This window comes from Streptomyces sp. NPDC016309 (assembly GCF_043077235.1).
Lineage (GTDB): Bacteria > Actinomycetota > Actinomycetes > Streptomycetales > Streptomycetaceae > Streptomyces.
Map to the genome: position 1 here is coordinate 454,068 of NZ_JBIBSG010000004.1, position 18,950 is coordinate 473,017.

An 18,950-nucleotide genomic window follows, 5' to 3' on the forward strand; every position below is an offset into this window, starting at 1 on the left:
ATGGTCCGCCGGGTCCTATCCGCACCCACCTGGACCGTTACCCGCCGACTACGCCGCCCCATCAGCCCCATCCGGCCAGGCGCAGCAGCGACCCACCCCGGTCACCCCCCGTACCGCCGGCAGAACCTCCGCGAACAGCAATAGCGATCGTTGCCATTCCGATACCCCGGGCAGGCATGCAAGCTCTTCCCGGCCTGCTTGTGCGACGGGCCGCCCCCGATGTGCAGAGGCGGGCGTCATGCTCGACCTCCACATCTGACGGGGCGTGCATGGCTCGGAGCGACGGCGTTGAGGAGAGAGATCTCTTCGGCCCAGGCATCACCCAGACGGTCGACGGTCCCCTGAGCCCAAAGCGGTTCACTCAGCGACCGCTGCAGCTCAACGAGAGAGAGGGAGGTACTCAAACCATGCCCACAAGCATGGGTGCGCACCCCGACCCCACAGGGCGGGACATCGCTCAGGTCGCGTCCCGCGCCTACCTTCACACAACCATACGAACGACGTTTAGGGGCCGGCGAGCCGGAAGCTCATGCGGCCGAAGGCCACCAGGTCACCGGCCTGGACGACGACCGGGCCGGTGACGCGCTGCCCGTTGACGGCGGTGCCGTTGGTGGAGCCGAGGTCGCGCAGCACCCACAGGCCGTCCTGGAGGCGCAGTTCGGCGTGCAGGCGGGAGACCGTCTCATGGCTGAGCCGCAACCCGTTGGCGGGGTCCCGCCCTATGCGCAGGGGGTACGGTCCGGGCTCCGGCAGCAGCAGTTTGGGCAGCCGCTCCGCCTGCCACGCCCGGCGCAGCCGCAGCGTGAAGGCGGACATCCGCTCCACCGAGCCGAACAGCCGCCTGGACCAGCGCCCTTCGGTGCGCAGGTCGGCGGTGAGCACGGCCAGCTCGTCGGGGCGCCGGGCGACCAGAGCCAGTTCCATGCGCCGCAGGAACGTGTCGTGCGACAGCTTGCCCTGCGCGGCGCCTTCCCTCAGCAGTCCCAGCGCACGGTCCCGTTCGGCGTCGGAGAGCCGAGCGGGGTACGTGTGGGACTCGAAAGCGGACGTCACGGACGTGATTGTCCGTCCGAGCGGGCCGGGGTGTCCAGACGGACCGCGTTGTCGGACCCCGTTGGTACGGTCTTGGTACGTGATCAGCGGGGGCGGGTCCGGGCGGCGACGCGTGCGGTCCGTTCGGCCAAGTGTCGTGCTTCCCGTTCTCGATCTTGCCAGGATTGGGGCGTTACGACGACGAGGGGATCACCAGTGCTGTTCGAGGTGTGGGCACCGCAGGCAGAGGACCGGGTCGAACTCCAACTTGAGGGTTCGGCGCACCGGTTGGAGCGCGATCCGGAGCGGGACGGCTGGTGGGTGGCCGAGGTCGAGGCCGGTGACGGCGCGCGGTACGGGTACGCGCTGGACGGCGGCCCGGTGCTGCCGGACCCGCGGTCGCGGCGCCAGCCGGACGGGCCCGACGGCCCGAGCGCGGTCGTCGACCACGCCGCGTACGCCTGGCGGCACGGGTCCCCGGCGCGCGGGCTGCGCGGGGCCGTGCTGTACGAGATGCACATCGGCACGTACACGCCCGAGGGCACCCTGGACGCGGCGGCGGCCCGGCTGGACCACCTCGTGGACCTGGGCGTCACCCATGTGGAGCTGATGCCGCTGTGCCCCTTCCCCGGGACCAACGGGTGGGGGTACGAGGGCGTGTCCCTGTGGGCCGTCCATGAGCCGTACGGCGGCCCGGAGGCGCTGAAGCGGTTCGTCGACACGGCGCACGGCCTGGGCCTGGGCGTGGTGCTGGACGTGGTGCACAACCACCTGGGCCCGTCGGGCAACTACCTGCCGGCCTTCGGCCCGTACTTCACCGACACCCACCACACCCCGTGGGGCGCCGCCGTGAACCTGGACGCGCCGGGCTCGGACGAGGTCCGGGCGTTCCTGCTGGGCAGCGCGCTGTCCTGGCTGCGCGACTACCGCGTCGACGGGCTGCGGCTGGACGCCGTGCACGCGCTGGCCGACACCCGGGCGCTGACGTTCCTGGAGGAGCTGACGGCGGCCGTGGACGAGCTGGGCGCCGAGCAGGGCAGGGAGCTGTTCCTCATCGCCGAGTCGGACCTGGCCGACCCGCGCACCACGGCCCCGCGCGAGGAGCGCGGCCTCGGCCTGCACGCCCAGTGGAACGACGACTTCCACCACGCCCTGCACACCGCGCTGACCGGCGAGTCCCAGGGCTACTACGGGGACTTCGCCCGTGCGCCGCTCGCCGCCCTGGCCAAAACGCTGAGCCACGTCTTCTTCCACGACGGGACGTACTCCACCTTCCGCGGCCGTACGCACGGCCGTCCGGTCGACCGGTCGCGGACCCCGGCGCACCGCTTCCTGGGCTACACCCAGACCCATGACCAGGTCGGCAACCGGGCCACGGGCGACCGGCTGTCGGCGTCGTGCTCCCCCGGGCTGCTGGCGTGCGCGGCGGCGCTGATGCTGACCGGGCCGTTCACGCCGATGCTCTTCATGGGCGAGGAATGGGGGGCGAGCACCCCGTGGCAGTTCTTCACCGACCACACCGACCCGGAACTGGCGGAGGCGGTGCGCAACGGACGGCGGCGGGAGTTCGCCGCGCACGGCTGGGCCGAGGAGGACGTTCCGGACCCGCAGGACCCGGCCACCCGGGACCGCTCCTGCCTGGACTGGACGGAGCGCGACCGGCAGCCGCACGCCCGGCTGCTGGCCTGGTACCGGGACCTGATCGGCCTGCGGGCCGCGCAGCCGGACCTGACCGACCCGGACCTGGCCGCGGTGCGGGTGGCGTACGACGAGGAGGCCCGCTGGCTGGCGTACCGGCGGGGGGACCTGCGGATCGCGGTCAACTTCGCCAAGGAGCCCGTCCGGATCCCGCTCGGCACGCGCGGGCGGGTCCTGGCGGCCTGGGAGCCGGTGGAGATGCCGAACGGGGACGGGATGATGACGCTGCCGGCGGAATCGTGCGTGGTGCTGGCGGACGTCTGAGCCCGCGCCCCGGGACCGGCGCCACGTCCCGGGCGGACCCCCATGCCCCGGTCCGGTGCGGGTCCGGGGCGGGTCCGGACCCGGGGCTAGTCCACGAGCGCGAGTTCGCGCGGGGTGGTGTTGAGGCGGCGGCCGCGGCCGTCCTCGGTGACCGTGACGATGTCCTCGATGCGGACGCCGAAGCGGCCCGGCAGGTAGATTCCCGGCTCGACGGAGAAGCACATGCCGGGGACGAGGGGCAGCTCCTCCCCCTCGATCATGTACGGCGGCTCGTGCGTGGTGACGCCGATGCCGTGGCCGGTGCGGTGGATGAAGTAGGCGCCGTGCCCGGCCGCGTCGATCACCGAGCGGGCCGCCCGGTCGACGTCCTGGCACGTCGCACCGGGCCGGACCGCCTCGACGCCGGCCTGCTGCGCCTCGCGCACCACGTCGTGGACGCGCCGCTCCTCCGGCGTCGGCTCGCCGACGTGGACGGTGCGGCTGGTATCGGAGCCGTAACCGTGCTTGAGGCCGCCGAAGTCGAGGACGACCATGTCGCCCCGCTCGATGACGCGGTCGCCCGCCTCGTGGTGCGGGTTGGCGCCGTTGGGCCCGGACCCGACGACGGTGAAGTCCACCTGTGAGTGGCCGGTCTGCTTGAGCAGCGCGGCCAGGTCGGCGGCGACGTCCGTCTCGCGGCGCCCCGCGAACCGTACGCCGAGGATCTGGCGGTACGCCTCGTCCGCGGCGGCACCGGCCGCTTCCAGACGGGCCAGTTCGGCGGCGTCCTTGACCGCGCGGAGCATGGGCAGGGCCTGGGTGAGCGCGGCGTACGAGGTGCCCGGCAACCGCTGCTGGAGGCCCAGGAGGTGCATGGACCAGGCGTTGTCGCTGATCCCGTAGCGGCCCTCGGGGTCGAGGAGCGGGGCGGTGAGCGCGTACGGGTCGATGCCGTCGGTCCAGTCCCGGAGGGTGAGGGCGGCGGCGCCCGCGGCCCGTTCGGCGTCAGGGGCTTCCAGGGCCGGCACCACGAGCACGGGGTCCCGGCCGGGCGCGAGGACGAGCAGCGTCAGGCGCTCGGTCTCGGCGGTGGGGCGGTAGCCGGTGAGGTACACCAGGTCGGGGCCGGGTGCGACGAGGAGCCCGGCCAGCCCGGCGGAGGCGGCGGCCCCGGTGGCGCGGGCCATGCGGGCGCGGTGGTCGTCGGCGGTGAAGGGGGCGGGAGCGCTGCCGCTGCGGCTGTCCATGACGGTCATCCTCGCCGGGTGCCGGGACCGGCGCGAGCGGGTATCCGGTCGGGTGGCCGGGGCATCGGGTCAGGCGGCCGGGGCATCCGGTCCGGCGGCGGGACTCAGGTCATGGGGACGACGAGGTCGGCCCGGTCGCGTCCGGCGGCGACCAGCCGGGCGTTGCGCTCGTCGGACTCGGCGACCCAGCGCTCGGCGTGGGCGCGGTCCTTGCCGAACCTGACGTGCCGTTCGACGAGGCGCTGGACGCGGTGGTGGTCGTCCAGCTCCAGGAACCAGACCTCGTCGAGGAGCGGGCGGACCGGCGCCCAGGGGCCGTCGTCGTGGAGCAGGTAGTTGCCCTCGGTGATGACGAGCGGCACCTCCGGCCCGACCGGGACGCTGCCCGCGACCGGCTCCTCCAGGGACCGGTCGAAGGCGGGCGCGTAGACGACGGTGCCGGGTTCGGGGGTGCGGAGGCGGGCGAGCAGGGCGGCGTACCCGGCGGCGTCGAACGTGTCGGGGGCGCCCTTGCGCCCGGCGCGCCCCAGGCGGCGCAGCTCGGCCTGGGCTAGGTGGAAGCCGTCCATGGGGACGAGGGCGGCGAGTGGGCCGAGGCGGTCGGCCAGCCGGGCCGCGAGGGTCGACTTGCCGGCGCCCGGCGCTCCGGCCAGGCCGAGGACGCGCCGGGTGCCGGGGACGGCGAGGCGGCGGGCGCGGGCGGTGAGCTCGGCGAGCTGCTGCGGGTCCATGGGAGCAGTGTGGCAGTCGGCCCGGCTGCTGGTCAGCCCCTTGTCATACGTATAACGTCTTCCTCATGTCGCACATCGCCCTCATCACCCTGGTCGTCCGTGACTACGACGACGCCCTCGCCTTCTACACCGGCGCCCTCGGCTTCGAGCTGGTCGAGGACACCGACCGCGGGGACGGCTCGCGCTGGGTCGTGGTCCGGCCGAGGGGGGCCGGGGCGGGTACGGGGTTGCTGCTGGCCCGGGCCGCCGGTTCGGCGCAGGAGGCGAGCGTGGGGGCGCAGACCGGCGGGCGGGTGGGGTTCTTCCTGCACACCGAGGACTTCGCCGCCGACCACGCGCGGATGCGGGAGGCGGGCGTGCGCTTCCTGGAGGAGCCGCGGTACGAGCCGTACGGGACGGTCGCCGTCTTCGAGGACCTGTACGGCAACCGCTGGGACCTCCTCCAGCCGGCCTGACCGTCCGGCGGCGGCCGCCCCGGCGCCGGGGTCCGGCCGCGTACGATCGCCGGATGCCCCTGCTCCAGCGCCTCCGCGCCGACCACGCCCCGGCCCTCCTCGCGTTCGAGCGGGAGAACCGCGCCTACTTCGCCGCCTCGGTGCCCGACCGCGGCGACGACTACTTCACGCGCTTCGACGACCGCCACCGCGAGCTTCTGGCCGAGCAGGCCCGGGGGCTGCACTTCTTCCACCTCGTGGTGGGCGACGGCGGCGAGGTGCTGGGACGCGTCAACCTGATCGACGTGGCGGACGGCTCCGCCGAGCTGGGGTACCGGGTGGCGCGGCGGGCGGCGGGACGGGGGCTGGCCACGGCCGCCGTCCGGGAGGTCTGCGAGCTGGCCGCCGGGGAGTACGGGCTGACCACCCTGCGGGCGGTCACGACGCCGGACAACGCCGGCTCGCGCGCCGTCCTGGCCCGTACGGGCTTCACCCCCACCGGGGAGGTCGACCTGGACGGCCGCCCGGGCCTCGCCTTCGTCCGCCGGTGCGCGGCGGACGGGCGGGCCGGGCGGAGTGCTCAGTCCTCGTCGGGGGTCAGCCTCAGCGAGACGGAGTTGATGCAGTAGCGCTGGTCCGTCGGCGTCGGGTAGCCCTCCCCCTCGAACACATGGCCGAGGTGGGAGCCGCACCGGGCGCAGCGCACCTCGGTGCGGACCATGCCGTGGGACCGGTCCTGGATCAGCTCGACCGCGTCGGAGTCCTTCGGGTCGTAGAAGGACGGCCAGCCGCAATGGGACGCGAACTTGGTCGTGGAGGTGAACAGCTCGGCGCCGCAGGCACGGCAGGAGTAGACGCCCCGGGTCGTGGTGTCGGTGTACTCACCGGTGAAGGCGCGCTCCGTGCCGGCCTCGCGGAGCACGTGGTACTCCTCGGGGGACAGCTCCGCGCGCCACTGCTCGTCCGGCTTCTCGACGTCGTACGCCATGTGCTCTCCTCAGTCGCGGCCCGACAGGCGGGCCAGGATCCTGGGGCCGAGGTCGGTCACGTCCCCGGCGCCCATGGTGAGAACGAGATCGCCGGGCCGGGCCATTCCCGCGACGACGTCCGGGACGGCGTCCTTGTCGGAGACGGCGGTGACCTCGGCGCCGGCGGCACGGGCCGCGTCGACGATCAGCGCGCTGGTGACGCCGGGGATCGGGTCCTCGCGCGCCGGGTAGATCTCCAGGACGGCCGAGGCGTCGGCGAGGGCCAGGGCCTGGCCCATCTCCTTGCCCAGTTCCTGGGTGCGGGAGAAGAGGTGGGGCTGGAAGACGACGAGGAGACGGGAGTCGCCCGCCGCGCCGCGCATGGCCTCCAGATCGGCGGTCATCTCGGTGGGGTGGTGCGCGTACGAGTCGATGACCTGGACGCCCGCGGCCTCGCCCTTGAGCTGGAGCCGGCGGCCCACGCCGGTGTACGCGGTGAGGGCCTGGGCCAGGGCGGCGGGGTCGATGCCGACGCGGGCGCCGGCGGCGAGGGCGGCGGCGGCGTTGTGGGCGTAGTGGCGGCCGGGCACCGAGACGGTGAAGGTGTGCTCGGTGCCGTCGAGGACGACGGTGACCTCGCTGGTCATGCCCTTGGGGGTGATCGCGAGGATCCGGGCGTCGGCGTCGTCCGCCTCGCCGACGCGGACGATCGTCAGGTCCTCGCGTCCGGCGACCCGGCGGGCCAGCTCGCGGGCGCCGGAGTGCTCGCCGACGACCAGGGTGCCGCCCGGGCGGATCTTGGCGACGAAGGCCTCGAAGGACTCGTAGATCTCGTCCATCGACGCGTAGTTGGCGTGGTGGTCCAGCTCGACGTTGAGGACGATCGCGACCTCGGGGTCGTACTTCTGGAAGCTGCGGTCGCTCTCATCGGCCTCGGCGACGAAGATCGCGCCGTCGCCGTGCAGGGCGTTGGTTCCGGGACCGGCGAGGTCGCCGCCGATGGCGTACGAGGGGGCGAGGCCCAGCTCGGTGAGGGCGACGGCGAGCATCGAGGTCGTGGTGGTCTTGCCGTGCGTGCCGGCCACGGCGATCGCGCGCAGCCCGGTCATCAGGGCGGCCAGCGCGTCGGAGCGGTGGACGACGGGGATGCCCAGCTCGGTGGCGCGGGCCAGCTCGGGGTTGTCGGCGCGGATGGCGCTGGAGACGACGACGCAGGTGGTGCCGTCGGCCAGGTTGCCGGCGTCGTGCCCGATGTGGACGGTCGCCCCGAGGGCCCGCAGGGACGCGGCGGTCTCCGACTCGCGCGCGTCACTGCCGGCGACCTCGGCCCCGCGCTGGGCGAGGATCCTGGCGATGCCCGACATTCCGGCGCCGCCGATGCCGATGAAGTGCGGCCGCTCCATGGCGGCGGGAATCGTGGCGGCGGGAACGGCGGGTGCCATGGGCGTCTCTCCCCGGGGTGCGGCGTCGTTGAGAGGCCCAGCCTATGCGGTGTCCGGCTCGTCGTTGTGCGCGAAGAGCTTCAGCACCGGCACGCCGACCTTGTGGCGGGCCCGGGAGGCCCAGTCCCGGTGGAAGAACTCCTCGACGTAGTGGGGCTTGGTCAGCACGATCACCTCGTCCGCGCCGGCCTCCTCCACGACGGCCTTCAGCTTGTCCAGCGGATGGTCCTCCACGACCTCGCCGACCGCTTCGCAGCCCGCTTCCCGCAGGGCGAGCAATGAGTGCTCCAGGCCCTGCCGGGCGGGGAGTCTGGCGGCTCTGCCCTCGGGCTCCTCGCCCTCCTTGACGGCTTCTCTCAGCTCCCCGAGGGCGACGTCGTCGATGGCCCGGAGCAGGACGACGGCCTGGTCGCCGCGGGGCTGCATCAGGACGATGAAGGACAGCGTCTCGTCCTCGTGGAGGGTGGTGACGAACTCCACGTCCACGGACGACAGCGGCTTCTCGATCATCAGAACGCTTGTGAACACTTCGGAGCCCTTCTGCGGAAACCATCCTTCCCCGTGTCCGCACGGGGACTGCGTGAGTAAGTCTGCCCACCGGAAGCTAACCGGAACGGAATATTCCGCTGTTTGGTCAGCTCCGGACGTAGCGCGTGAAGAGGAACCCGTCCTCCTCCAGGAGGGACGCCAGCGCGTACCGCTCCGGCACCTTCAGCGAAGGTCCGCCCGCGATCCGCTGCGCCCCGCCGGCCGTCAGCAGCGGCGACACCGTCAGACACAGTTCGTCCAGCACCCCCTCCGCCACCAGCTGCCCGAGCAGCCGTGGACCGCCCTCGGTGAGCTGGCGGGTCAGTCCCCGCCCGGCCAGCGCCCGCACCGCCCGCGCCGGCTCCACGCCCGGTCCGTCCCCGGCGACGATCACCTCGGCGCCGGCCTCCCGAGCCGCGCTTACCCGGTCCGGGGCGGCTGATGCGCCGGTGAGCACCAGCGTCGGCACGAGCGGCCCGGTGAACAGCGGAGCGGAGAAGTCCAGCTCCAGCGAGGCGCTGACCACGGCGATGGCGGGGGCCGGGCCCTGACCGGCCGCCGCCCGCCGCGCGGCGAAGGCCTCCCGCGCGCGTGCCGGGCGGTACCCCTCCTTGCGTACCGTCTCGGCGCCGACGATCACCACGTCGGCCAGCCCGCGCAGGGTGCCGAAGATCCGCATGTCGGTGTCGGACGAGATGGGCTGGGAACGCCCCTCGTGCTGGGCCGCCCCGTCCAGGGACGACACCATGTTGGCGCGCAGCCAGGGGGTGCCGGGCGGCCCCTGGTCGGGGTACGCGTAGGCCTCGGCCAGCTCGTCGAGGGACCACTCGCCCTCCGTGGGAGGGACGGTCCGGTCGGTCACGGGGAACAGGCGTCGCATGCCGTGCAGTCTGGCACGGCGATTAGAGTGAGGGATTGTGTCGACCAGTGCCAGTGCCATGACCGAAGCGGCCCCGCTGTCCTTGTGCGCCCGCGAGCCGCACGTCCCGGCAGACCGTCTGGTCGCCGAGATGGTGCCGCCGCCGCGCTTCGACGCGGTCCGCTTCGACACGTACATACCGGACCCGAACCAGCCGAGCCAGATACAGGCGGTCGAGGTCCTCAGCTCCTTCGCGGCCGGGCTCGGCGGCGCGCACGCGACCGGCGCCGGGCGGCGCCGCTGGTTCCAGAAGAAGCCGGCCGCGCCCACCGGGCCGCGCGGGGTGTACCTGGACGGCGGGTACGGCGTCGGCAAGACCCACCTGCTGGCCTCCCTCTGGCACGCCACCCCCGCCGAACCGGCCCTCAAGGCGTTCGGCACGTTCGTGGAGCTGACCAACCTGGTCGGCGCGCTCGGCTTCCAGCAGACGGTGGCCACCCTCAGCGGGCACCGGCTGCTGTGCATCGACGAGTTCGAGCTGGACGACCCGGGCGACACCGTCCTGGTGTCCACCCTGCTGGGCAAGCTGGTCGACGCGGGTGTGGCGCTGGCCGCCACGTCCAACACGCTGCCGGGCAAGCTCGGCGAGGGCCGGTTCGCCGCCGCCGACTTCCTGCGGGAGATCCAGGGTCTGTCCGCCCACTTCCGGCCGCTGCGCATCGACGGCGAGGACTACCGCCACCGCGGGCTGCCCGAGGCCCCGGCCCCGTACGCGGACGAGCAGGTGACCAGGGCGGCGTACGCCACGCCGGGCGCGTCGCTCGACGACTTCCCGCACCTGCTGGAGCACCTGGCCCGGGTCCACCCGAGCCGGTACGGCGCGCTGACCGACGACGTCCGGGCGGTCTGCCTGACGGGCGTGACGGCCGTGCCGGACCAGTCGACGGCGCTGCGCCTGGTGGTGCTGGCCGACCGGCTGTACGACCGGGAGGTCCCGGTCCTCGCCTCGGGGCTGCCGTTCGACAAGCTGTTCAGTGACGAGATGCTGAACGGCGGATACCGCAAGAAGTACTTCCGGGCGATCTCGCGGCTCACCGCGCTGGCGCGCGACGCCAAGGGGCTGGTCGCGCAGTAGGTTTGGGTGGCATGGCCCGTCCGGGGTCTGCATCGTTCCGAAGGGAATCCGGCATGGCCACCACGCGTCACGCGCACACCGTCTGGGAAGGCAACCTCGCCGAGGGCTCGGGCACCGTGTCCCTCGACTCCTCCGGCATCGGCCAGTACCCGGTCTCCTGGCCGGCCCGCGCCGAGGAGCCGAACGGCATGACCAGCCCGGAGGAGCTGATCGCGGCCGCCCACTCAAGCTGCTTCTCGATGTTCCTGTCCGGTTCGCTCACGAAGGCGGGCAACCCGCCGGCCCGGCTCACCACCAAGGCCGACGTGACCTTCCAGCCGGGCAAGGGCATCACCGGCATCCACATCACCGTGGAGGGCGAGGTCCCGGGACTGGACGAGGCCGGTTTCGGCAAGGCCGCCGAGGAGGCCAAGGCCGGCTGCCCGGTCAGCCAGGCGCTCACCGGCACCGAGATCACCCTCACCGCCAAGCTGGTCTGACACCGGGCGACACACGAGGCGACGTGGCTCGCACTGTTCACGTGTCACCACACTGCGTGATACACACGTGCGGGTCACGTCACACCTGTCCTGCCCCGGGGCCCCGGCCCCCGGGGTGCCGTCAGCAGGGAGTTGTTGCCTCGTGTCCGAACGGCTGTCCGCAACACGACGTCAGATCCTGGCCCGCACCGGCGCGTCCGTCGCCGGCATCGCCTTCGCCGGCGCCTTCTCGGAGCTCTTCGCCGGCTCCGCCGCCGCCCACGGCCGGGCCGGCTACGGCCCCCTCGTCGCCGACCCCGCCGGTCTGCTGGACCTGCCGAAGGGCTTCCGCTACGAGGTCCTCTCCCGCTCGGGCGACCCCCTCCGTTCCGGCGAGGGCAGGGTGCCGGGCAACTGCGACGGCATGGGCGCCTTCGCCGGCCGGCGCGGCCGCGTCCACCTCGTCCGCAACCACGAGAACCGCGCCTCCGCCCCCCTCGGCGTGCCGGCGGTCCGGGGCCTGACCTACGACACCGGCGCCAAGGGCGGCTGTACGGCGCTGGAGCTGGACGGGCGCAACAACGTCCTCGGGGAGCGCGTCGCCGTCGCGGGCACCGCCGTCAACTGCGCGGGCGGCCGGACGCCCTGGGGGACCTGGCTCACCTGCGAGGAGACCGAGGACCGGGCGGGCACCAACGGGTACGCCAAGGACCACGGATACGTCTTCGAGGTGCACCCCGGCGACCCGCTGCGCACCGGCGCCGTGCCGCTGACGGCGATGGGACGCTTCCAGCACGAGGCCGTGGCGGTCGACCCGTACAACGGGATCGTGTACGAGACCGAGGACGCCTTCACCAAGCCGTTCGGGCTCTTCTACCGCTTCCTGCCCCACCGGCCGCTCGGCGGCACCGGTTCGCTGCGTGCCGGCGGCGAGCTGGAGGCGATGCGCGTCCCGGGCGTGCCGGACCTGTCGGCCGTGCGGGAGCCGGGCACGGTGTTCGAGGGCGTCGAGTGGGTCCCCGTACCGGACAGCCAGGCGCGGGAGACGCCGATCCGGCTCCAGGACTTCGGCCCCAAGGGCATCACCCACGCCCAGAAGCTGGAGGGCTGCTACTGGGGCGGGCGCTGCGTCTACTTCGTCTCCAGCTTCGCCCGGTCCGCCGACGGGTCGGCCGCCGACCACTACGGGCAGGTGTGGAAGTACGACCCGCACCGGCGCCGGCTGACGCTGGTGGTCGTGTTCGGGCCGAGCAGTGACGTCCGGCTGCCGGGCGAGTCGCCCGACAACATCTGCCTGGCCCCCGGCGGCGGCCTGATGGTGTGCGAGGACGGCAACGGCGCCCAGCACGTGTACGGGCTGACCCGGCGGGGCGAGGTGTACGCGGTGGCGCGAGGCGCGCAGAACATCGGCACCCCGGAGCGACCGGAGTGGGGCGAGTTCGCGGGCGTCACCTTCTCCCCGGACGGCGGGACGATGTACGTCAACTGCTACACCCCGGGGACGACGTTCGCGGTGACCGGCCCCTGGAGCTGATCCGCCACGCCGGCGGGGGCGCGTTCACCGCCCCCGCCGGCGGCCGGTGCGGGGCCCGGCCGGGCGGGCCCCGCCGGACTCACCAGGTGACCGGCAGGGCCTCCGGGCCGCGGATCAGCGTGCTGCGCCGCCACGGCACCTTCCCGGGCGGCACCGCCAGGCGCGGCTCCGGGAGGCGGTCGAGCAGGGTGTCGACCAGCAGCTCGGTCTGCATCCGCGCGAGCAGCCCGCCCATGCAGTAGTGCGGGCCGTGCCCGAAGGCGAGGTGCGGGTTGGGGGTGCGGTCGACGTCGATCCGCTCGGGGTCGGGGAACACCCCCGGGTCGCGGTTGGCGGCGAGGTACGAGACGTAGACCGGCTCTCCCGCGCTGATCCGGACGCCCCGGATTTCCACGTCCTCCTGGGCGATCCGGGCCAGCCCGACGGCGGCCCGGTGCGGGATGTAGCGCAGCAGTTCGTCGATGGCGCGCGGCCGGACGGCGGGCTCGGCACGGAGCCGTTCGAGGAGGGCGGGCCGGGTCAGCAGGAGGAAGAACATCTGGCCGGTGTTGGCGGTGACGGCCTCCCCGCCGATCTGGAGGGGCCCCACGAGGCCGATCGCCTCCTCCTCGGTGATGTCGCCCCGCCCGACCGCCGCGCCCAGCAGCGAGACGACGTCCTCCTCCGTGCTGCCGCCGCGCGAGCGGATCGCCTCGGCGAACCAGCCGTACATGCCGTCCTTGGCCGCGGCGCTGGCGGCGGCGCCGCCCGAGGAGGAGACGATCTGCCGGGTCCAGGCGCTCATCCGCTCCCGGTCGGCGGCGGGCACGCCCATGACCTCGCAGACCACGGCGATGGGGAAGGGTTCCAGGATCCGCGCGGTGAGGTCCGCCGGGGGGCCGTCCGCGAGCAGCACGTCCACCAGTCCGTCGAGGACCTCCTGGGCGCGGGGGCGCAGCCGCTCCACTCCGCGCTGGGTGAAGGCGGGCGCCACGGCGGCCCGCAGCCGGTTGTGGTCGGGCTGGTCGGCGAAGGCGAGCGAGCCCCGCTTGGGCTTGAAGTGGGGCGCGAGCCGGGTGACCTGGCGGTCGGCGACGGGGGCGCGGGTGAAGCGGGGGTCGTTGGTGACCGCCCTGACGTCGTCGTAGCGGGTCACCAGCCAGGCCCAGCCCTCGCCGTGGGGCAGTTGGACGCGGCTGACCGGCCCCTCCCGCATCAGCTCCGCGAGCACCGGGTCGAACTCGGTGCCGCTGATGTCCAGGGCGGGCCAGTGCCGCACGGGTGGCGGACCCAGGATGGGCCGTGTCGCGGTGTCCTCGGTCATGGGTCCGTCCGTCCCTTCGGTGGCTGCGGTTCCCCCTCACGATCACCCGGGCGGGGCGGGACATCGCGCTGGACTACTCCGGACGGAAGCGGGATGCACACCCATTCCCACGATGATCATATATTTTCCGCCTGTGATCTCTTTTGTACGCAGGGTGTCGGCCGCTGTCGTTCTGTGCCCCCTTCTCGCGGGCTGCGGCGAGGCCGCCGTCTCCCGCCCCGCCCCGCCCGGGCGACCGCCCGCCGCCGTGAGCCCCTCTCCCGCCGGGACACCGCCGAGGGCCGCGCCGGACACCGCGCCAGGCACCCCGCCGGGCTCCGCCCCCCGGGGCACCGCGCCGAGGACACCGCCCACCATGGCCCCCGGCCCCGGCGGCCTCACGCCCGTCTTCGAACGGGGCCCCGCGACGGCCGGCCGGACCGTGGCGCTCACGTTCGACGCCGACATGACCGCGGACCAGGGCCCCCGGGCGGCGAACGGCGAACGGTTCGACAATCCCCCGCTGATCGACACGCTCCGCCGCCTGGATGTCGACGCGACCGTCTTCATGACCGGGCGCTGGGCCGAGCAGTACCCCGACCAGGCCAGGGCCATCGGCAACGACCCGCGCTTCGAGATCGCCAACCACTCCTACAGCCACCACGCCTTCACGACACCCTGCTACGGGCTGCCCACGCTGGACCGGCAGGACATGGCCACCGACGTGCGCCGCGCCTTCGACGCGTTCCGCGCGGCAGGAGCGCGCAACGTCGTCCCCTACTTCCGCTTCCCCGGGGGCTGTTACGACGAGGGGGCGCTGCGCGCGCTGACCTCCGCGCGGGTGACGGCCGTGCAGTGGGACGTGGTCAGCGGCGACGCCTTCGCCACCGACGCCGACGCGGTCGCCGAGCAGGTGCTGGCCGGGGTACGGCCCGGGTCGCTGGTGGTGATGCACTGCACCCGCAGCGCCGCGCCCGTCACCGAGCGGGCGGTCCGGCGCATCGTCCCGGAGCTGCGCCGGCGCGGCTACCGCTTCGTCAAGGTCTCGGAGCTGATGGGCGCCGGGCGGGAGGGCACGGACTTGCCTTAGGGCGCACTCCAACCCCTAGCGTCGGGACCACCACTGACGAGGGGACACATCGTGCGCTACACACTCTTCGGCCGGACCGGTCTGCGCGTGAGCGAACTGGCGCTCGGCGCCATGGTCATGGGCGACGACGACACCAGCGGCCGCATCCTCGACGCGTACGCGGAGGCGGGCGGCAACTTCGTCGACACGGCCGATGTCTACGGCGGCGGCGCCTCCGAGACCGTCCTCGGCAAGCTGCTCGACGGCCGCCGGGACCGGTTCGTGCTGGCGTCCAAGTACACCTGCGCGACCCGCGAGGGCGACGTGAACTCCGGCGGCAACCACCGCAAGAATCTGGTGCGGTCCGTCGAGGAGAGCCTCGCCCGGCTGCGCACCGACCGTCTCGACGTGCTGTGGGTGCACGCGCGCGACGTGTACACGCCGGTCGAGGAGGTGATGCGGGCGCTGGACGACCTCGTACGCGCCGGGAAGGTGCTCTACCTCGGGGTGTCCGACTGGCCCGCCTGGGAGATCGCCCAGGCGAGCACCCTGGCCGAGCTGCGCGGCTGGACCTCCTTCGCCGGTTCCCAGCTCCGCTACAACCTGCTGGAACGCACCGTCGAGCGGGAGCTGCTGCCGCAGGCACGCGCCTACGACCAGACCGTCATGGCCTGGGCGCCGCTGGCGGCCGGGAAGCTCACCGGCAAGTACCGGCGCGGCGAGCCGGGGCGGCTGTCGGCGGACGGGATGCGGGAGGACGACCGGGAGGCCGGGGTGATCACCGCCGTCCTGGACATCGCGGAGCAGGGCGGCTGGACCCCGGCGCAGGTGGCGCTGGCCTGGCTGCGCGGCCGCCCCGGCAACATCGTGCCCCTGGTCGCCGCCAGCCGGCCCGGCCAGCTCGCCGACAACCTCGGTTGCCTGGACGTACGGCTGGACGCGGACGCCGTGGCACGGCTCGACCGGGTGAGCGCGGTGCCGCTGGGCTTCCCGCACGACTTCCTGGCCGAACCGGGCATCGTGCGCAACGTCTACGGCGACCGGCACGCGGACATCGACGACCGGCGCACCTGGCGCGCGTCCCGGTCGGTCCGCGGCTAGGGCGTGTTCCGAGCCGGGCGGGGCGGCCTCGTCAGCCGGAGCAGGCGGTGCGCTCCGCCTCCCGCCACTCGCACACCGGGCACAGGGTGATGCCCTTCGTCGACTCCGGGTACTCGGTCGGCTCCTGGCACAGCACGCACGCGGCGTACGGCTGCCCGTCCTGCGCCCGCTCCCGGGGCTCGGCGTCCCGGGCGGCCGGCGTCTCACCGTACGAATCGTCCATACGTCCGAGCGTACTCACTCCCGGACGGCGGTGAGCCGGCAGGCGAGCGCGACCGCGCCCGCCGCCAGCGCCGCCGCGGCCGCCAGCGGGAGCAGCGGCACCGCGACCCTGCCGGTGAGGTTGCCGGTCACCAGGCCGGTCACGGCGGTGTTGGCGGGCGAGCCGGTGGTCACCAGGGCCAGCAGGGCGGCCGCCGTGATCGCGGCGAAGGACCAGCCCGGGGCGGGCAGCAGCGGGCGGGTCAGCAGGGCGCCCACGGCCGCGCCGAGCAGCACGCAGACCGCCCCGGTGAGCAGGCCCGCGGCGGTGGCGGGCAGCAGCGGCACGGCGGTCCGCCCGTCGGCGGCCACCGGCGCGGCCGCCACCGGCACCACCAGCAGCGCGGCCGCTCCCGGCACGGCCGCGCCCAGGGTGCCGGTGAGGACCGCCGCGAGGTGGACGCGGACGCGGCCGGCCGCCGCCGCGGTGACGTTCCGGGCGGCCGGGGGCTCCTGGTTCAGGCAGATCCGTACGAGCCAGGCGGTGACCGGCAGCAGGGGGGCGGAGGCGTAGCCGAGGGCGCCGAGGAGCGGTTCCCCGACGCGTATGCCGACGGCGAGGAACGCCACGTACAGCAGGAGCGGCGGGAGCCAGCGCTGGGAGCGCAACAGCAGGGCGGTCCGGTAGCGGAGGAGCGCGGTCATGTGGTCCTGCTCGTGATCGTCCCGGGGCTCACCCGGTGGATGTGCCACGCGGGGCGGGCCGTCAGCAGCTCCCGCAGCAGCGCGTCGGACTGGGCGGCCGGCACGGTGAACGTCACGTCCCCGCCGGGGCCCGTGGTGTACACGGGCGAGCCGGGAAGCCGGTCGGCCCGCAGCTCCGCGAGACGGCCGCCCGACGCCACCACCCGCACCGGCGGCTGCGCCCCGGCGGTCGGTGAGGGACCGGGCCGGGCGGTGCGCGGACGGGTCTCGAGGCGGCCGCCGCGTACCGCGTACACCGCGTCCGCCGCGCCTTCGAGCCGCCGCGGGTCGTGGTCGACGAACACCACCGTCCCGCCCGCCGCGACCCGCTCCTCCACCGCCCGGTCCAGTTCCGCGCGGGCCGCCGCGTCCAGACCGGTCCACGCCTCGTCCAGGACCAGCAGGCCGGGTTCGGCGAGCAGCGCCTGGGCGACGGCGACCTTCTGGCTGGTGCCCTTGGACAGTTCGGCCAGCGGGGTGCGGGCGTGGGCCGCGGCCCCGAACCGCTCCAGCCACGCGGCTGCCCGCTCCGCCGCGGTACGCCGCCGGAGCCCGTGGACGCGCCCGAGGTGGACGAGGTAGCCGGTGGCGGTGAACGGCAGGGCGGCGGGGAAGCGCTCGGGGACGTACGCCGTGCGTCGGGGCCGGCCGGTGACGCGGCCCTCGGTCGGGGCGTCGATCCCGGCGATCAGCCGCAGCAGCGTCGACTTGCCGCTGCCGTTGCCGCCCTCGATCCGGACCAGGGCGCCCGCGGGCAGCCCGAGGTCGGCTCCCCGCAGCACCCATGGTCCGGTCAGGCCGTAACGGCGGCCGACGTGGTGGAGGTTCAGCTCTGCTTCGCCTTCTCGGGGGTCAGCTCGCTGGGGCGTACCACCACGAAGCCCTCGCCCTGGAGCATGAGCTGTACGGCCTCGCCGGAGCCGCCGCGCAGCATCGAGCCCAGGGACTGCGAGCGGTGCAGCGACGTGTCGAGCTGGGCGCTCCAGCCGACGACGGCGTCGGTGTCGACGTACACCGGCTGGTGGGTGGTGACCGGGATGACCACGGGGTTGCCCTCGCAGATGACGGCGAGCTTGCCGTACCCGGTGAAGACGCTGTTGAACAGGCCGCCGCCGGTCATCCCGGCGCCCTTCACGGTCTTGATGTCGTACGAGAGGGTGGCGTCGAAGCACAGGACGTTGCGGCCGTTGACCGTGAGCGCGTCGCCCTGCTCGATGTCGACGATGAAGCAGTTCTGCGCCTCGTGCGCGAACCACGCCTCGCCCTGGCCGCGGACGGCCATCAACGGCAGGCCCTCGCCGGTGACGGCCCGCTTGAGCATGCCGCCCAGGCCCTGGCCCTTGCGCTCGAACTGGAGGTTGCCGCGGTAGGCGATCATCGATCCCTGCCGGGCGTGCATCTCGCCGTTGACCACGTACTTGACCGACTTCGCGTTCTGGAGGGTCATGCCGGGCACTGCCGCCTGCTGCGCCATGTTCTCGGACGCGAAAAGATCGCTCTTCATGCGGGCATGGTGTCCCGGAACCCCTTGTTCCGCCAAGAACGGCTGTCCGGCGGGCTGGCAGACTGTGCGGGTGAGCAGTGATGACGCCCCCCAGTTCGTCCTTCCCCTCGTCGTCCGCGTCGAGCGTTCCGAGCCCCCCGCGCGCACCGACGCGCTGGAGACCGCGGCCCGCGCGGTGCTCGTGCTGCTGTCGGACGAGCGGGCGCACGGCGACGGGGAGTGGGCCGGGGCCGTGCGCGGCTGGGAGGACGCCCGCATCCGCAAGGTGGTGCGCCGGGCGCGCGGCGCGGAGTGGCGCAAGGCGGCGGAGTTGCCGGGCATCACGGTCACGGGCGGCACCGCGGAGGTACGGGTCTTCCCGCCGGTCCCGCTGGACGGCTGGCCCAAGGAGCTGGCCAAGCTCCAGGTGTCGGGCACCGAGCTGGACGACGACGGCGAGCCGGGGACGCCCGCTCCCGGGCGGGCACTGCTGTGGCTCAACCCGGACCTGCGCATGTCGACCGGCAAGGAGATGGCGCAGGTCGGCCATGGCGCGCAGCTTCTGTGGCGGGCGATGGCGGAGGAGGACCGCGCGGCCTGGCGGCAGGCCGGGTTCCCGCTCGCCGTGCGCACCGCGCACCCCGACCGGTGGGCCCGACTCAGCACGAGCGGACGGCCGTTGGTGCGGGACGCGGGCTTCACCGAGATCGCTCCCGGGTCGTGCACGGTGGTCGCCGACTTTCCTCCCCGGGGCGACTGAA

The 18,950-nt window shown here is 73.9% G+C and carries 21 protein-coding genes; 9 read left to right on the forward strand and 12 right to left on the reverse strand.

Annotation, left to right across the window (positions count from 1 at the left end; genetic code table 11):
* Window positions 1–504 precede the first annotated feature (504 nt).
* Window positions 505–1,053, reverse strand: coding sequence for an FHA domain-containing protein (locus ACF068_RS12940; protein WP_392274249.1), 549 nt, complete (start codon window positions 1,051–1,053; stop codon window positions 505–507).
* A 195-nt stretch (window positions 1,054–1,248) separates the two neighbouring features.
* Between ACF068_RS12940 and treZ the strand changes: the two genes are divergently transcribed.
* Window positions 1,249–2,994 carry a malto-oligosyltrehalose trehalohydrolase gene (gene treZ / locus ACF068_RS12945; protein WP_392274250.1) on the forward strand — a complete coding sequence of 582 codons (1,746 nt, stop codon included), beginning with the start codon at window positions 1,249–1,251 and terminating at the stop codon, window positions 2,992–2,994.
* 86 nt (window positions 2,995–3,080) lie between these two features.
* Here treZ and ACF068_RS12950 read toward each other — a convergent pair whose 3' ends face one another.
* Entirely contained in the window at window positions 3,081–4,220 is a 1,140-nt protein-coding gene (locus tag ACF068_RS12950; protein WP_392274251.1) for a M24 family metallopeptidase, read from the reverse strand.
* Between the two features lie 104 nt (window positions 4,221–4,324).
* Window positions 4,325–4,951 (reverse strand): nucleoside/nucleotide kinase family protein, encoded by a 627-nt coding sequence (locus ACF068_RS12955; protein ID WP_392274252.1) that lies wholly within the window; start codon window positions 4,949–4,951, stop codon window positions 4,325–4,327.
* Between the two features lie 65 nt (window positions 4,952–5,016).
* Here ACF068_RS12955 and ACF068_RS12960 point away from each other — a divergent pair, with 65 nt between their 5' ends.
* Both ACF068_RS12960 and ACF068_RS12965 read left to right on the forward strand, forming a co-directional pair.
* Complete coding sequence (locus ACF068_RS12960; protein WP_392274253.1) at window positions 5,017–5,406, forward strand: VOC family protein; 390 nt, start codon at window positions 5,017–5,019, stop codon at window positions 5,404–5,406.
* A gap of 53 nt (window positions 5,407–5,459) precedes the next feature.
* Window positions 5,460–6,014 carry a GNAT family N-acetyltransferase gene (locus tag ACF068_RS12965; protein WP_392274254.1) on the forward strand — a complete coding sequence of 185 codons (555 nt, stop codon included), beginning with the start codon at window positions 5,460–5,462 and terminating at the stop codon, window positions 6,012–6,014.
* Here the strand turns inward: ACF068_RS12965 and msrB are convergent.
* From msrB to ACF068_RS12985, 4 genes are all read right to left on the reverse strand, one after another.
* Window positions 5,966–6,373: a peptide-methionine (R)-S-oxide reductase MsrB gene (gene msrB / locus ACF068_RS12970; RefSeq protein WP_392274255.1), complete on the reverse strand. Its 408-nt coding sequence runs from the start codon at window positions 6,371–6,373 to the stop codon at window positions 5,966–5,968. The two genes, ACF068_RS12965 and msrB, sit on opposite strands and share 49 nt — an antisense overlap.
* Window positions 6,374–6,382: 9 nt before the next feature.
* Window positions 6,383–7,795 carry a UDP-N-acetylmuramate--L-alanine ligase gene (gene murC, locus ACF068_RS12975; protein WP_392274256.1) on the reverse strand — a complete coding sequence of 471 codons (1,413 nt, stop codon included), beginning with the start codon at window positions 7,793–7,795 and terminating at the stop codon, window positions 6,383–6,385.
* Between the two features lie 42 nt (window positions 7,796–7,837).
* Window positions 7,838–8,323 (reverse strand): indole-3-glycerol phosphate synthase, encoded by a 486-nt coding sequence (locus tag ACF068_RS12980; RefSeq protein ID WP_392274257.1) that lies wholly within the window; start codon window positions 8,321–8,323, stop codon window positions 7,838–7,840.
* A gap of 106 nt (window positions 8,324–8,429) precedes the next feature.
* A complete protein-coding gene (locus ACF068_RS12985; RefSeq protein ID WP_392274258.1) occupies window positions 8,430–9,203 on the reverse strand; it encodes a pyrimidine reductase family protein in 774 nt (257 codons plus the stop codon).
* 58 nt (window positions 9,204–9,261) lie between these two features.
* Between ACF068_RS12985 and zapE the strand changes: the two genes are divergently transcribed.
* The 3 genes from zapE to ACF068_RS13000 all read left to right on the forward strand — a co-directional run bounded on the left by zapE (window position 9,262) and on the right by ACF068_RS13000 (window position 12,309).
* On the forward strand, window positions 9,262–10,317 hold the full coding sequence (gene zapE, locus ACF068_RS12990; RefSeq protein WP_392274259.1) for a cell division protein ZapE: 1,056 nt from the start codon (window positions 9,262–9,264) through the stop codon (window positions 10,315–10,317).
* A 53-nt stretch (window positions 10,318–10,370) separates the two neighbouring features.
* Window positions 10,371–10,796, forward strand: a complete 426-nt coding sequence (locus tag ACF068_RS12995; protein WP_392274260.1) for an OsmC family protein — start codon at window positions 10,371–10,373, stop codon at window positions 10,794–10,796.
* A 154-nt stretch (window positions 10,797–10,950) separates the two neighbouring features.
* Window positions 10,951–12,309, forward strand: coding sequence for an alkaline phosphatase PhoX (locus ACF068_RS13000; protein ID WP_392274381.1), 1,359 nt, complete (start codon window positions 10,951–10,953; stop codon window positions 12,307–12,309).
* Between the two features lie 79 nt (window positions 12,310–12,388).
* Here ACF068_RS13000 and ACF068_RS13005 read toward each other — a convergent pair whose 3' ends face one another.
* The gene (locus tag ACF068_RS13005; RefSeq protein WP_392274261.1) at window positions 12,389–13,612 is read right to left on the reverse strand and encodes a cytochrome P450; all 1,224 of its coding nucleotides are present in this window, start codon (window positions 13,610–13,612) and stop codon (window positions 12,389–12,391) included.
* A gap of 112 nt (window positions 13,613–13,724) precedes the next feature.
* Here ACF068_RS13005 and ACF068_RS13010 point away from each other — a divergent pair, with 112 nt between their 5' ends.
* Window positions 13,725–14,681, forward strand: a complete 957-nt coding sequence (locus ACF068_RS13010) for a polysaccharide deacetylase family protein (RefSeq protein ID WP_392274262.1) — start codon at window positions 13,725–13,727, stop codon at window positions 14,679–14,681.
* A 51-nt stretch (window positions 14,682–14,732) separates the two neighbouring features.
* On the forward strand, window positions 14,733–15,761 hold the full coding sequence (locus ACF068_RS13015; RefSeq protein ID WP_392274263.1) for an aldo/keto reductase: 1,029 nt from the start codon (window positions 14,733–14,735) through the stop codon (window positions 15,759–15,761).
* Window positions 15,762–15,792: 31 nt separating this feature from the next.
* Here the strand turns inward: ACF068_RS13015 and ACF068_RS13020 are convergent, their stop codons facing one another.
* From ACF068_RS13020 to ACF068_RS13035, 4 genes are read right to left on the reverse strand one after another with little or no spacing between them, the layout of a single operon-like run.
* Window positions 15,793–15,984, reverse strand: coding sequence for a hypothetical protein (locus tag ACF068_RS13020; RefSeq protein ID WP_392274264.1), 192 nt, complete (start codon window positions 15,982–15,984; stop codon window positions 15,793–15,795).
* Between the two features lie 14 nt (window positions 15,985–15,998).
* Complete coding sequence (locus ACF068_RS13025; RefSeq protein ID WP_392274265.1) at window positions 15,999–16,667, reverse strand: ABC transporter; 669 nt, start codon at window positions 16,665–16,667, stop codon at window positions 15,999–16,001.
* Entirely contained in the window at window positions 16,664–17,488 is an 825-nt protein-coding gene (locus ACF068_RS13030; RefSeq protein WP_392274266.1) for an ATP-binding cassette domain-containing protein, read from the reverse strand. Before ACF068_RS13030 ends, ACF068_RS13025 begins: the two co-directional genes overlap by 4 nt.
* 44 nt (window positions 17,489–17,532) lie before the next feature.
* Entirely contained in the window at window positions 17,533–18,210 is a 678-nt protein-coding gene (locus tag ACF068_RS13035; RefSeq protein ID WP_392274267.1) for an AIM24 family protein, read from the reverse strand.
* Window positions 18,211–18,280: 70 nt separating this feature from the next.
* Here ACF068_RS13035 and ACF068_RS13040 point away from each other — a divergent pair, with 70 nt between their 5' ends.
* A complete protein-coding gene (locus ACF068_RS13040) occupies window positions 18,281–18,949 on the forward strand; it encodes a peptidyl-tRNA hydrolase (RefSeq protein ID WP_392274268.1) in 669 nt (222 codons plus the stop codon).
* Window position 18,950: the final 1 nt, after the last annotated feature.

What these genes read in the sequence shown, in the direction of transcription:
- ACF068_RS12950 (WP_392274251.1), bottom strand. Translation starts at nt 4,220, where the DNA reads ATGGACAGCCGCAGCGGCAGCGCTCCCGCCCCCTTCACCGCCGACGAC.
- ACF068_RS12955 (WP_392274252.1), bottom strand. Translation starts at nt 4,951, where the DNA reads ATGGACCCGCAGCAGCTCGCCGAGCTCACCGCCCGCGCCCGCCGCCTC.
- ACF068_RS12965 (WP_392274254.1), top strand. Translation starts at nt 5,460, where the DNA reads ATGCCCCTGCTCCAGCGCCTCCGCGCCGACCACGCCCCGGCCCTCCTC.
- ACF068_RS13035 (WP_392274267.1), bottom strand. Translation starts at nt 18,210, where the DNA reads ATGAAGAGCGATCTTTTCGCGTCCGAGAACATGGCGCAGCAGGCGGCA.
- ACF068_RS12960 (WP_392274253.1), top strand. Translation starts at nt 5,017, where the DNA reads ATGTCGCACATCGCCCTCATCACCCTGGTCGTCCGTGACTACGACGAC.
- msrB (WP_392274255.1), bottom strand. Translation starts at nt 6,373, where the DNA reads ATGGCGTACGACGTCGAGAAGCCGGACGAGCAGTGGCGCGCGGAGCTG.
- ACF068_RS12995 (WP_392274260.1), top strand. Translation starts at nt 10,371, where the DNA reads ATGGCCACCACGCGTCACGCGCACACCGTCTGGGAAGGCAACCTCGCC.
- ACF068_RS13005 (WP_392274261.1), bottom strand. Translation starts at nt 13,612, where the DNA reads ATGACCGAGGACACCGCGACACGGCCCATCCTGGGTCCGCCACCCGTG.
- ACF068_RS13010 (WP_392274262.1), top strand. Translation starts at nt 13,725, where the DNA reads ATGATCATATATTTTCCGCCTGTGATCTCTTTTGTACGCAGGGTGTCG.
- ACF068_RS13020 (WP_392274264.1), bottom strand. Translation starts at nt 15,984, where the DNA reads ATGGACGATTCGTACGGTGAGACGCCGGCCGCCCGGGACGCCGAGCCC.
- zapE (WP_392274259.1), top strand. Translation starts at nt 9,262, where the DNA reads ATGACCGAAGCGGCCCCGCTGTCCTTGTGCGCCCGCGAGCCGCACGTC.
- murC (WP_392274256.1), bottom strand. Translation starts at nt 7,795, where the DNA reads ATGGCACCCGCCGTTCCCGCCGCCACGATTCCCGCCGCCATGGAGCGG.
- ACF068_RS12985 (WP_392274258.1), bottom strand. Translation starts at nt 9,203, where the DNA reads ATGCGACGCCTGTTCCCCGTGACCGACCGGACCGTCCCTCCCACGGAG.
- ACF068_RS13025 (WP_392274265.1), bottom strand. Translation starts at nt 16,667, where the DNA reads ATGACCGCGCTCCTCCGCTACCGGACCGCCCTGCTGTTGCGCTCCCAG.